General features: G+C 64.1%; 10 protein-coding genes. 2 read left to right on the forward strand and 8 right to left on the reverse strand.

Going from position 1 to position 12,408, the window contains the following annotated elements:
- Positions 1-9: 9 nt before the first annotated feature.
- The 6 genes from FHT69_RS15575 to FHT69_RS15600 form a co-directional block, all read right to left on the reverse strand.
- Positions 10-1,209 (reverse strand): serpin family protein, encoded by a 1,200-nt coding sequence (locus tag FHT69_RS15575; protein WP_063475704.1) that lies wholly within the window; start codon positions 1,207-1,209, stop codon positions 10-12.
- Between the two features lie 13 nt (positions 1,210-1,222).
- Entirely contained in the window at positions 1,223-3,766 is a 2,544-nt protein-coding gene (locus FHT69_RS15580) for a trypsin-like serine protease (protein WP_183905587.1), read from the reverse strand.
- Positions 3,763-5,379: a caspase family protein gene (locus tag FHT69_RS15585; protein ID WP_183905588.1), complete on the reverse strand. Its 1,617-nt coding sequence runs from the start codon at positions 5,377-5,379 to the stop codon at positions 3,763-3,765. Before FHT69_RS15585 ends, FHT69_RS15580 begins: the two co-directional genes overlap by 4 nt.
- A 22-nt stretch (positions 5,380-5,401) precedes the next feature.
- Positions 5,402-7,351, reverse strand: coding sequence for a DUF4384 domain-containing protein (locus tag FHT69_RS15590; protein WP_063475707.1), 1,950 nt, complete (start codon positions 7,349-7,351; stop codon positions 5,402-5,404).
- 212 nt (positions 7,352-7,563) lie between these two features.
- Positions 7,564-7,941 carry a hypothetical protein gene (locus tag FHT69_RS15595; RefSeq protein ID WP_183905589.1) on the reverse strand — a complete coding sequence of 126 codons (378 nt, stop codon included), beginning with the start codon at positions 7,939-7,941 and terminating at the stop codon, positions 7,564-7,566.
- A 192-nt stretch (positions 7,942-8,133) separates the two neighbouring features.
- The gene (locus tag FHT69_RS15600) at positions 8,134-8,724 is read right to left on the reverse strand and encodes a hypothetical protein (RefSeq protein ID WP_047613358.1); all 591 of its coding nucleotides are present in this window, start codon (positions 8,722-8,724) and stop codon (positions 8,134-8,136) included.
- Between the two features lie 151 nt (positions 8,725-8,875).
- On the opposite strand from FHT69_RS15600, the gene FHT69_RS15605 reads away from it, so the two are divergent.
- Entirely contained in the window at positions 8,876-10,483 is a 1,608-nt protein-coding gene (locus FHT69_RS15605) for a hypothetical protein (RefSeq protein WP_183905590.1), read from the forward strand.
- A gap of 13 nt (positions 10,484-10,496) precedes the next feature.
- Here the strand turns inward: FHT69_RS15605 and FHT69_RS15610 are convergent, their stop codons facing one another.
- Together FHT69_RS15610 and FHT69_RS15615 are read right to left on the reverse strand one after the other, a co-directional pair.
- Positions 10,497-11,756, reverse strand: coding sequence for a methyltransferase family protein (locus FHT69_RS15610; RefSeq protein WP_183905591.1), 1,260 nt, complete (start codon positions 11,754-11,756; stop codon positions 10,497-10,499).
- 17 nt (positions 11,757-11,773) lie between these two features.
- A complete protein-coding gene (locus tag FHT69_RS15615; RefSeq protein ID WP_047613360.1) occupies positions 11,774-12,070 on the reverse strand; it encodes a hypothetical protein in 297 nt (98 codons plus the stop codon).
- Positions 12,071-12,095: 25 nt separating this feature from the next.
- On the opposite strand from FHT69_RS15615, the gene FHT69_RS15620 reads away from it, so the two are divergent.
- On the forward strand, positions 12,096-12,284 hold the full coding sequence (locus FHT69_RS15620) for a hypothetical protein (RefSeq protein WP_246780729.1): 189 nt from the start codon (positions 12,096-12,098) through the stop codon (positions 12,282-12,284).
- The last annotated feature ends 124 nt before the right edge of the window (positions 12,285-12,408 follow it).

Genomic DNA, 12,408 nt, shown 5'->3' on the forward strand with positions numbered 1-12,408 from the left:
AACCGAATTCTATTCACCCGCCAGAAGCGGGTCACCGATCAGGCCTGCGGCGAGCAGCAGGCCGGTCTTCGTATCGCGAAGCGCGAAGGCAAAACGGGCATCGGCGACGACGCGAACAAGTGTCGGCTCGATGCTGCGTTCCGTGATGACAGCCGTGGCTGCCGCCGCCTCCGTGCCGTTTTCGTCAACCTTGATCATGGTCTTCTGCAGGACATGGGACAAGCGGATGTTTTCCTTGGTGAAACCCGGAAAACCCGCATCCCCAGTCTTCTCAGTCTTTGGGGCCTTCTCGGGCGCCACGCCCATCGCATTCAGTACCGGCATCAAATCACGCCCGTCGTTCAGGGAAAAGCGGGGCAGGAAGATTTCGCCCTTGGCGGCCTCGAATTTCTCGCCCTGAAGCCAGGAAGCGAGCGCCTTCAGATCCGTGCCGCCGACACCCTTGCCGGAGCGCGCCGCCACCACGACCATGCTGTAGCTCTCGCCGGCATAGGCAAGATCGACGGCGGTGAATTTTTCATCGGAGCGAAACCTCTGCCCGTCGCTGGCAAGATGCATCATCGGCACCGAAATCGTCGAGCCATCCGGGCGCTGAAATGGGCTTGCCGGGCTCTCCTTCTCGAAGGAGGTCTTCCAGCGCGCCTTGAAGGAGAGTGCGCCGAGGCTGACGAAGCCGCCGCCGGGCGGTGCGTCGAGGATCGACGGAATGGCGCCCCGCGTGGCGTTCTTCACCCAGCCGTTGATGTTCTCGACCGATTTCGGCCCGTCGAGATCCTCGATCGAAGGTTTGACCCGGTGACCGGCGAGCATGGGAAGCGCATCGGCAACGAGCACCAGTCTGTCGTCGAAGACGATCGCAACCGCCGTCGCCAAAGGCGCATCGGCCGCGGCCGGCTTTTCCCCCGTCATGGCGGCAAGCACCTTTTCCGGTCCCTTCACTTCGCCGGCGAAGCCGAGGCTCTTGGCGATTGCCGCCTTGCCCTCATCGGAGGCGCCGAGGCTTGCGAGACCGAGGGCGGCCGCAAGGCTTGCCGGCGACACCATGATATTGGCCGCCCCTTCCTTTGCCAGGGTGCGGTCGATGAGCTCGGCGGCAAGCCCCGCCTGGGCGGCAAGCACCGCCTTGCTGTCGCCGGTCTCGCCGGCATGGACTGGGGCAAACGCCATCAGGGAAGCGGCAAGACCGGCCAGCAGAGTGGATTTCGGCATGGTTCGCTCCTCTTCAGCGGATGCGATAGAATTTGGAATCGAACGACCATTTGCCCTGGGCGCCGGTCTCGTCGTCGCCGACGATCCTGAGGCTTCGGGCGAGATCGTAGACATAGTTGAAGGCGGCGCGCTGGCCGACCAGCGGTGTCGGCACATCCGGCAGGTCGAGCACTTCGATCGGCTTGTCGCTGAGGATGGCGACGACCATACCGACGCCGGCCGGACCCTCGACCTGATATTCGAAGCCGATATAGGGATTGCGCGCATCGGGCACGACGACCGGCCGGGCCGGATCGAGCCGGTTGTCGCCGCTCTTGGCCGTCGGCTTCAGGCCCATCGAGCGCTTGTTCGGGTAGAGCTGCGTCAGCTTGCCGGCGGCGTCGATATCGACCAGGATCAGGTAACCGGACTTCTTGGTAGAGACGCGCATCGCCACCTTGTCGCCGATGCTGACGGCGGTGCCGGGCAGCATGTCGACGGCAACACCGGCCTCATTGTCGCTCTTCAGCGTATTTTCGACGGCGGCGACCGGCGTCTTCGCCTCCTCGCCGGTGATCACGTCGCGGCCTAGCGCATCCGGCAGGCCGTAGAATTGCGGGACCGGCGTGAAGCGGCAATCCTCGGCATGCGTCCGGCAATATTCGTCGGATTTGCGCCGGACATAATCGAGAAGGGCGGCATTGCTGACATTCGGCTTGTCGGCGGCGCGTGCCACGCCATCCTGCACGCCTTCGATGAAGTGGCGGGTGAAAACACCGAGCGCCGGCTTGGCCTCGCGATCGACGAGCGCCCACTGCCCTGCATTGACGGCCGACCAGACCATGGCGCTTTCGCCACCGAAGGAGAATTTCGCTTCCTTGCCTGACTTGTTCGGCGGTTCGATGGCTGCCAGTGCCGGGCCGAGGCAGCGCACGGTGCCGGAGGGTGCTGCGACCGCGCTGCGGCTGCCGGGGCCGACATGGCAGGCGTCGATCAGCAGGGTGACGCGGCGGTCCTTGAGGCTGTTCAGCCGTGCGGCGATCTCGGTTTCGCGGATCTGGTTGGTGACCGTCACCTTGCCACCCTCGCGCACCAGTTTCGCATCGGCGGCAACCAGCGTCGGGCTCGTCGTTTCCTCGGCGCCCATTTCCTCCGAGCCCTGGCCGCTGAAATAGAGGAAGACACGGCTTCCCGGCGTCGACTGGCGCACCAGCCAGTCGTCGATCTCGGCCAGGATCGCCTCGCGGGTCGCCTTGCGGTTGGTCAATGTGTGGATCTGTTCCGGACGGTAGGCGAGCGTCTTGGCGAGAAAGACCTGCATCGCCTTCACGTCGCTGGCGGAGCCGGTCAATTTGGCCTCGCGCATCTCGTAATCGTCGATGCCGATCAGCAGCGCGCGATCGCCGGGGGAGCCTTGGATCACTGGCGTCTGGACGGTCGGGGATTGGACGTCGGGTTCGGCGTCTGCAGGCCCGGTGACGGGTTTGTCCGCGGGCATGTCGGGGCTTGGCGTTTCAGTCGTGCCGGCAGGCGCGCTATTGCCGGCGGGCGGGGTATCGCCGGCGGGCGGCGACGTGATGGTGAGGTTGGCCTCTTCTTGCCCGGATTTTTGCTGCTTCGTTGCGGCGCCGGTGGTGGTTGACGCCACCTGATCGCCTGTCGCCGGCCCGTCGACATCAGGCACGTCGCCGTCGGTCTTCGCGGCGATCCAGCCGCGGAAGGCGGCGACGCGGGTGTAGACGCCGTAATGTTCGGCCTCGGCGCAGCCCGCACCCCAACTGACGATGCCGAGCTGGATCCAGCTTTTGTCGGGGCGCTGGGCGACGAGCGGTCCACCGCTGTCGCCCTGGCAGGCATCCTTGCCGCCTTCGGCATAACCGGCGCAGACATTGCGCTCGTCGATCGGGTTCATGCGCATCGAGCTGTCGCGATAGGCGGCACGGCAGTCCTCGCGCGGCACGATCGGCAGTTCGACTTCCTGCAGCTCGGTCGGCAGATATTTGTCGTCCCAGCCGTGGTCGGCCTTGGTGTAACCCCAGCCGGTGACGACGGCGGGGTGGCCGGCGGCCTCCACCGCCTCGTCCGAGGCCGAGGCAAGGATCGCCGGCCTTGATTTGGCGGGCTCGGCGAGCTTGATCAGGGCGATGTCGTTGGCGAAGACCTTGCGGTCGAAATCCTCATGGATAACGACGTCTTCCACGGCAAGGCCCGGCTTGTCGGGGCCGTCGACCGCGATCACCTTGTCGATCTTCGACTTGCCCTCGACGATCAGCAGGTCGCGGGCGAAGAGATCCTGCTTGCCGGAGCGGCCGCTGGTGACGCAATGGGCGGCCGTCAAGATCCAGCGCGGTGCAATCAGCGAGCCGCCGCAATGGCCGCCGAAGCGGCCGCGCTGTTCGGGGTCGGGCGCCAGGATTTTCACCTGCCAGGGCCATTCGCCCTTCTTGGCTGCCTGGCCGCCGATGACGCGCCCGCCATCCTCGCCGGCAAAATCGGTATCCTGCTGCGCAAGAGCCGGAGAGGCCAGAAGCAGCATGACGGAGGCAATGGTGAGGACCCGGCTGATCGACGTGCTCATAGCTTGGCTCCGGCGGAGGTATAGAGGACCGTAAATCCGACGCGGGCGCCCTCGGGGAGGAATTCGCCGAGGCGCCTGGCGATATTGCCGGCGGTGCGGCGCCTGTCGTTTTGCTTCAGGAACTCCACAAGCTGCGGCATCGGGGTTTCAGAGGTGACGGCGACGAGCAGGTCGGTGCCGAAGGGCGCGACGACCGAAAGATCGAGGTCGAAGGTCTGAGACATCTCGGCATCGGCCTCCTTCTCGTTGGGATAGAGGAACTGCACGGTGCCATCGCCGGTGACGTCGAAGAGCACGAGCTTGCGGCCCGATAGATCCGAAACCGTGACGCCGACGCGCTCGCCTTCGCCATGGACGGTGTCGGACGGCGTCACGCGCACGGTTTGCGGGTTTGTCTCGGACAGCCGCTTCAGCGTGTCGAGCGCGGCCATCCGGTCGACGACAAAAGGCATGTCGCCGGCGCCGATGGCGGAGGCGACGACATCGCCGCCGGCAATCGCCTCGTGTTTATCGGGATCGAAGACAAGTTCGGCATCGGCACCCTCGGTCAGCTTGAATGGCGTGACGGCTGCGTCGATCCCCTGCAAAACCGGCTCGGACCCCAGGGCGGCGACGCTGATCGGCGCGGGCTCGGTGGGCAGCGGAGTGTTTGACTTCTCCGCCACCGCCTGCGCCCCCGCCCCTTCGTAGGCATAGACGACCGCACGGTCGAGATCGGTTCCGGGCGGGCTTTCGGTGAAGATGTTCTGCCGCTGGTCGGTGAACTGATAGACCGCCTGGCGCACATATTCGAAGAGTTCGCGGCGGCTGACGGCGCCGTCGCCGTTGCGGTCGGCCGCCCCTTCGAAGGCGCGGGCGGTGGCATAACTCAGCGCGCCGCGCTTCTGCGGAATGCCGGGGATCGTGATCTCGGGCGACTTGGTGTTCTCGTCGACGGCGGCAAGGAAGGTCAGCCGCTCGAAATCGAAGCCGGTGGAGAGCGCATCGGCTGTCGTCGAAATCGGCGCGAGGTCATCCTCCTCGATCGTATAGGACGGCGCCTGGCGCCAGGTGATCTCGGCGCCGCGCGGATCGACGTCGCGGGTCATGCCGCCGGCATGGCAGGTATCGGCGATGAAGACGACATCGGCGCCTTTGGCCTCCAGGCCGCGGATCAGCACCTTGAACTCGTCGCCGAAGATGCGCTCGCGCGATCCGGGCAGCCGAGTGTCGAAGCCGGCCAGCACATAGACCTCGTCGCGGCCGCTCGGTTTCGAGCCCTTGACGCGTTCCGGCTCGCTCGACCCGTGACCGGCAATGCCGAGCACGACGAGGTCACCAGGTCCTGCCCGCTCCGTCACGGCCCCGATCGCTTGGAAAATGCCCTCGCGATCGGCTGCGCCATTCTTCAGGAGCGTCATGTCTTCGACGCCGACCGAGCGCAGCGACAGGGAAAGGTCCTCGGCATCGGCGACGGCGCCGTGCAGCGGCGGGACATTGCGGTAGAGATCGATGCCGATCAGCACCGCCCGGACCGCGCCGCGCTCGGGCGCCTCGATCGTCCTTGCCAGGCTGTCGGTGGCCGCCAGCGTGAGGAGGGCTAATGCGGCGGCCATGGAAACGGATGCGGACATGGCCAAACTCCCCTCGCCGCGGCTATTCGCGACGCCATTCGACGCGCCGGTTCAGCGCATCGACATCGTCTTCGGTGAGGTTTGCGGTTGCGGTCACGTCGACCGGCTCGGAGGCGCCGCGGCCCTCGGCATCGATCGTCGCGTCGATGCCGTGGCTCTTCAGGAAATCGGCGACGGCCTGGGCGCGGCGCTCGGACAGCTTCTGATTATAATCGTCAGCGCCGCGCCGGTCGGTATGGCCGACGAGGATGATGCGGCCGGGCTTCTGCTCCTTCAGCGCTTCCAGCAGTTCCTCGGCGGCCTCGGTGCCGATCGAGGTGAAGCTCGACTTGTCGAAATCGAAGGTGATCGGCACCGGAATGGAGACCGGCACGATGCCGCGCACATTCTCGGAATAGATGCCGCCGAGCACGCCGCTGCGGTGATCCTTCTCGGCCGGCACGAAGCTGCCTTGCGGATTGTCGCTCGAAGGATTCGCGGCAAGGATGCGGGCCTGGGCGGCGCGCTGGATGAGATCGGAAATCGTTTCGGCCGGCGGCGCCTTCGGCGTGCGGGTCTCGTTCTTGATGATCTCGATCGCCTGCTGGTAATCGGCGGCGGCATCGGCGAAGCGGCGAGCGGAGAAATAGATCTCGCCGAGCGTGGCGGAAGCCTGCCACAGCACCTGCGGACTGTCGGCAGCGACAAGCAGCGGTTCGTAATCGGCGACCGGTCTATCGGCGGCCATCATCTCCTGCGCGGCGGAAAGCCTGAGGGCTGCGACGCGGCGCTGGGCATTCACCTGGAACTGGCCGCAATCGGCGCTGACGGCGATCGCATCGGCCTCGGAAGCGGCAGCGGTGATATCCTTGGCGGCGACGGCGGTGTTCAGCTTGTCGAGAAGCGCGGTGCAAACCGGCGTATCGGCGTTGGCGACCTCGATCTCCTCGCCGGCCTGATCCGGTTCGGCCGAGCGGCCGAGGTTCAGCTGCGGCATCTTGATGCTGAAGCCGCCGGGCAGCTTGAATTGCGGCATCTTGATCTGCGGCATCGGCAGTTTCGGCATCTTGGTCTGAGAAGACTGGGCCGGCTGCTTGTACTGCGTCGGCTGCTTATATTGGGTCGGCCGGGTGGACGACGTGGTGTCGGCAGGGCCGATCAGTTCCAGTTCGTCGGCGGCAAGTTCCTGGCCGGGCGCCAGATTGGTGACGATCTTGTATTTCTTCGGCGGCTGTGTGGTGGCCTGCTCGACAGGCTTCGGCGCCACCTTTTTCGGCGCAGCGGGCTTCGGTTTTTCCACCGCCGTTTCCGGCTTCTTGGCAACTTCCTGTTTCGTCACCGGCTTCGGAGCGGCTGCCGGTTTCGGCGCAACGGGCGGCTTTGCCGCCTGCTCGACCGGTGCGGGTTTTGCGGCAGGGGCGGCTGCGACGGGAGGGGCCGCGGGCAGACTATCGACCGTCGTCAGCATCAGCGTCTTGCTACTGATCTTGGTGCCGAGGCTTCGGGCTTCCTCAAGGCTGCGGGACACGGCATCCATGCCGCCGTCGATCGAGCGGAACATGCCGCTGCCGCTGCCGCCGAGATCGGCGAAGATGGTCAGCGGCTTGGAGGAATAGAAGACCTTGATCTGCTCCTGGCCGACCGGACCTGAAACCTGCAGCCGGGCGCCGCTTGCCGGATCCGGCACCTGCACACGCTTGCCGGCGCCGATGAGCGCATCGGTCTGGTACTTGTTCGGGAAAAGCTTCACCACCGCGCCGTTCGGCGAAACGTTCAGCACCGTGACATAGGCGTTTTCGCTCGACTGGATGAAGAGGCCGACCACTTCGCCGATGGCGTATTTGGCTTCTGCGCGATCGAAGGTGATGCTGACGGGGCCGGTCTGGGCCGGCGCTTCGGTCAGTGTGCGTTCGTTCTGCGCCTCGACGGCGGGAACCACCGAAAAGAATGAAAGAAAGGTGGCTGCTGCTAGGATGGCTTTACGGTTCAGCATTGGAAAACCTCCTCTTCGAACAATCTCACACTGTGTTGAAGATGAGAATAGCACTGACCGGCGAAATTGGGATGGTTTCACCCGTCTTGCTTGAGGGAGGGTTACAAATTATTTGGAGACCGAAAGAATCCATCAAGGCAAAGAGGTGAGCAGGACTCACGACCGGTAATATCCGGCGGATATTATAGTCCGTGCGGATGACGATGTAGCGGTTAGTTCTTGGGTTTCTGCCCGGCTGATTTCAAAATCGAGATCAGGTCGCTCATTCCCTCGGGCGAGGAATTGTAGAGCCAGAGAATATCCGGATTGTCTGATGTGAATTCCTTGCCGGGGCCGGAGCCCATGTCGCGGCCGGGCGAGGTCGCATCGGGCAGCTTGCCTTCGCCGGGCGCCAGCCCCTCGGCGCGCTCATGTTCGGCGATGATGGCGGTCGCCGCAGCAAAGGCCTTTTCGTCCTGCTGGCGCAACGCTGCCAGCGCGGGGTTGCGCGCCGCCAGCGCATCCTCGACCGGGCCGGCCTGACTAAGCTCAGGCATTTGCAGCGCCAGCAGCAGGCCGATCGACAGGGTTATGAGCCAGGATTTCGTCATCGTCGTCACATCCGTCTTATGGGCGCCATTACGCGACAAGCGCCCCGACAATAGGGAGAGGCTGGGAGGATGGCAACGGCGCTTGGCGCCAATCGATTGGGAGGGTTGAAATCGACTGGCAGAGGCGCTTTCGCTCTTTGTTTTATGCATGTCGTTGCCCCGGAACCGCTGCACACTTCCGGGCGACATGCATTAGAGGATCTTCAATTGCTGCAGACTGAGGCGCAGGTCGCGCAGCATCTCGCCGAAGATCTCCTCGATCATCCCCGTCGACCAGACGACCATGGTGCCGTAGGGCGAGCGCTTGCGCTGCATGAAGCCCGCCGTCTCGAAATCGATCAGCGTCTTGCGGCAGGTCTCGCTCGACATCACCGCGACCAGGAAGCGGGCGAGATTGGACTGGTCGATCGCGCCTGATTTTTCCGCCCAGTTCTGGATCAGCCGCGGCTTGGTGTCGGCGGTGAACATCGAGGCGAGCGCCCGATCCTGCGACAGCCCCAGGCGCTGCAGCTTGGCCGGATCGCGGGTCAGCGAAACCACGTAGTCATTGTGCAGATCGGCGAAGCGTTCGATATCCTCGGCCGTGTTGATGCCGAAAACCTTCATCGAATAGAGGAACTCGGCCATCAGATAGGTCGGCTCGGAGCGCAGTTGCGCCAGATGTTTGTCGTCCTTGCTGGCAGACGCCGCGCAGACGCGATCGGAAAAACCTATCCGTGCGGCGCGAACCTGCTCCAGCAGGCTGATGTCGAGCGCCAGTTCGTCACCGTTCCATTCCAGCATAAGCATTTCCTGCCAGCAAATCTTCGAGACGATGATCTTGTACTATTCCAGGCGCAGATCTCCAAATCGTTTGGAAAGCAACAGCTTGCTGATGGGGCGCATCTATCTTACCATTTTGAATGGCTTGGCAGTCTTTTCGAGGGTCGAGGCAATGCATGGTTTGGGGTCGCATATTCTGTTTGCCGCGGCACTTGCAGTCGCCTCGCCAGGTCTTGCCAAAGACACGACAATCATAGAGCTTCGCAGCGGCGACGGCGCGCGTTCGGTCGGCATCATCTCGTCCAACGAGGAAGTGGAGGCATCCGGGCCTGCGGCGATCACCGTCGGTGACGACGGCACCATCTACATTCTCGACCAGAACAACGGCCGCGTGCTCGCCGTCGACGCCGAACGTTCGCAGGCCGATCCGGAGATCCTGCCGTTGCCGGAGAATGCCACGCCGGAGGATCTCGCCGTCGTCCACAACGAACTCTACCTCTGGTCCGATGGCGTCGTGCCGCTCGAGCGCGCCACCGATGCCGACGGTCGGTCGCAGACGCTGCGCGCCGTCGACGGCGGCGGCGATGCCGACGACTACACCCGCTCGGTCTTCGCCTCGATGGGCTCGGTATCGCCCGGGCCGCTGAACAGCATCATCGACGAGATCGGCCGCAGCGTGAGCCGGCCCGAGGTCCGCCCGCCGGTCAAGCAATATGTGCCGAGCCGCGGGCTCGGCGATATCGTCGCCGAAGTCTCGGCTGCCAACAACAAGGCGGAGATCCTGCTGCGGCGCAGCAGCTCGGAGGAGAATTTCCTGTCGCTGCAGCTGACCTCCGAGGGGCGGATCGGCACCGTCGAACTGCTCGACATCGACACAACAGGCAGGCCCTATGCGCTGGTCGAGCTGGTGCCGGCCGACCGGCCCGAACGCACCGGCATGCTGGTGGTGCGCTTCACGCCGAACGGGGCAATCGACCGGGTCTACGACCTGCCGATCGAACCGGGTACGGTCTTCTCCAGGCGTTTCGTGGCGATCGGCCCGCGTGGCGACGTGCTCTATTTAAGATCGCTGGAGAGCCGGGCGCAGGTGCTGCGGCTCGACGGCCGGGAGCCCGGCCGCAAGCTTGCCGTCGCCAGCCCCGCCAAGCAGCCGAATGCCGGCAAACCCGGCAAGACGCCGAAGGTGGCGATCGTGCCGAAATCGCGCAGCGACGTCATCGAGCGGGCCATCGGCTTCGAGACGCTGAACTGGCTGGTGACGCCGACGGCCTATGGCAAGGATCCGGGTCCGGGCTGCATCAACATGAACCGGCTGCGCCGCCCGACCTACCTGATCGGTAAGCGCGGCCAGACGGTCAAGGGTGTTCCCTATTGCTGGGGCTGCAAGACGCCGCTCGAGAATTTCATCGGCGGGGTGGAAAAGGGCCAGACCGCCGGCAATGTCTGCACCAAGAGCGCGCCGCAATCCAACATCCTCGGCGTCGACTGCTCCGGCTTCGTCAGCGACGCCTGGGGCTTGAAGATGCATGTGACGACGCGCGCCATCCCCGGTATCACCAAGCGCCTCTCCGACCCCTGGTCGATGCGGCCGGGCGACGCGCTGAACAAGCCGGGCTCGCATGTGCTGCTGTTCATGCGCTTCACCGACGACCGCAAGGTGGAGGTGATGGAGGCCTCGCCGAATGCCTGCAAGGGCCGCGTCTGCCGCAACACCTATTCGCTCGGCAGCCTGTTGATGCGCGGCTACCAGCCGGTGCGCTTCAGGGGGCTGGATGGTTGAATGAAAGGCAGCGTCAGGCTGCCGGCTTTGACGCCAATCGGCGCTTCGCCATCGCCAGAAGGCCATGCGCGGCAACGCTCTCGGCATAGTCCCGATAGGCGGGATCCCTGCTCAGCATGCGCTCTTCGGCGCGGGCGCGCATGACGTAGATAAGGCTGACGATCGCCAGCATGCCGGCCCGGGCAAGTCCTTCCGCAAGGCCGCTGGCAATGAAGCTGGGAAATGCAAACAGCCACCAGGCGATGTTCTTCGAGACGTAGGCGGGGTGTTTAATGAAACGATAGGGGCCCGATGCGATGATGCCGCGATGAGTGAGGTTGGAAAATCGCGGCCCGAAAGCGACAGTCGCCCAAACGTAGATCACGGTGCAGGCCAGCGTCGCGACGCTCCAGAGGATGAAGATGGCCGACCCCTCCTGGATCACCGTCTCCCAGCCCGGCCCGTCGCCATAGGGCACGAAAGCATGCGAAATCGCCGGGAAGAACGGCTCATAACAGATGAGGCAGACCAGCCAGCCGAGCGCCGTCGTCTCCGTCGCCCTGACATGCCAGCCGAAAAGCTTGAAGGTGGCAATATAACCGCCGGCGGCAAGCACGACGTCGAGAAGAAAGACAAGCCGCATGAGACCTTCGAACCAGGCCGCCGAGAGTACCGGAAACGCCCAGGCCGGCTTGTCGGCAAGATCGGCAAGAGCGGTCATGCCGCCCGAGAACATCAGCACGAGAAAGAAGCATTTGATTGCGAGCAGGCGCAATGCGAACAGCACGTCCTCCTCACGAAAATCCTGCATCAGCACCGCGCGCCCAACCTGATGGAGGTAATCGTCGGGCTCTTCGGCGACGAGGTCCGTGAGTGCGACGTAGAGAATGGTGGCCAAAGCAAGTGCGATGGAAATGGGAATGGTCGTATGGCCGGCCTCGATGAACCATCGGACCGTCGACGACTGTGTGAAAAACGGAAAGACCGAACAGGCAATGACGACCACACCCAAGAGCGCGGCGAGGCCGACAAGCTTGGTTCCGATGCGCCGCCAGAAGATGGCGGGAGCCTCGTTCCGTCTTTCTCGCGATGCCCAGACCCGACGAGCGGCTGGCGTGCCTTCGACGAGGATCCATGCGAGAAGAAGGCAGAACACGGCAATCGCCATCGCCTTGCCGGGCTCAAGCTGCAGATAGGCCGAGAGCGCAATGCCGATGAGAACGCCGACAAGGGTTCCTGTCTGGCTGACAAGAGGGCTCCCGATAACGGTATCCCTGTCCGGCGATATCGGCACGCGCTCGGCTTTCTCGATTATATTGCCGGCTGGACGGAAGCTGGAGCGCGTCGCCGCGCTCGCACAGCAAGCTCCATCGCTGCTTCATCCGTCAGTGGAAACACATCTTCCGGCTGCGAGATCATCGCAATATCGAGCTTGTCATAATCGACCATATAGTAGCCCGTTCCGGTATCGATGACCGCCTCGGGCCTGATCGCCAGCAGATCCTGGGCCATTGTACCGACGAACATCGGGCCGCCCCAGACGTAACGGAAGGCATAGACCGGTATGCCCTCGCCCGAGGTGCCAAGCCGCCGGATATCGGTCTTCAAGCGGCGATCGGACCACGAGCCGCCGGTGGAGCTCGATGAACTGCTCGAACTGGAGGAGCTGCTTGAGCCGGACGAACTGCTCGAACCGGAAGAACTGCCAGAGCTGGAAGAGCTGCCAGAACTGGAGGAGCCGCTTGAGCCGGAAGAGCCACCCGAACTGCCAGAACCGGAGCTCCGCGAAGCCCCATTCTCCGAGCGTGCAAAAGCTGTTTGATTACTTTGTGGCGTTATTTTTCTGCTGGTCGGCGTAACGTTCCTGGCCGGCTCTTCGCTGGTGAACAGCGTTTTCGCGCCAGGATCGAAAATGCAACTCTGCAAGATTGCGCCTGAGCCTGCAA

This window comes from Rhizobium sp. BK008, from assembly GCF_014197345.1.
Classification (GTDB): Bacteria; Pseudomonadota; Alphaproteobacteria; order Rhizobiales; family Rhizobiaceae; genus Rhizobium; species Rhizobium anhuiense.

Excerpts from the sequence above, each read along its gene's own strand:
- FHT69_RS15590 (WP_063475707.1), bottom strand. The coding sequence starts at position 7,351 with ATGCTGAACCGTAAAGCCATCCTAGCAGCAGCCACCTTTCTTTCATTC.
- FHT69_RS15575 (WP_063475704.1), bottom strand. The coding sequence starts at position 1,209 with ATGCCGAAATCCACTCTGCTGGCCGGTCTTGCCGCTTCCCTGATGGCG.
- FHT69_RS15580 (WP_183905587.1), bottom strand. The coding sequence starts at position 3,766 with ATGAGCACGTCGATCAGCCGGGTCCTCACCATTGCCTCCGTCATGCTG.
- FHT69_RS15600 (WP_047613358.1), bottom strand. The coding sequence starts at position 8,724 with ATGCTGGAATGGAACGGTGACGAACTGGCGCTCGACATCAGCCTGCTG.
- FHT69_RS15595 (WP_183905589.1), bottom strand. The coding sequence starts at position 7,941 with ATGACGAAATCCTGGCTCATAACCCTGTCGATCGGCCTGCTGCTGGCG.
- FHT69_RS15585 (WP_183905588.1), bottom strand. The coding sequence starts at position 5,379 with ATGTCCGCATCCGTTTCCATGGCCGCCGCATTAGCCCTCCTCACGCTG.
- FHT69_RS15605 (WP_183905590.1), top strand. The coding sequence starts at position 8,876 with ATGCATGGTTTGGGGTCGCATATTCTGTTTGCCGCGGCACTTGCAGTC.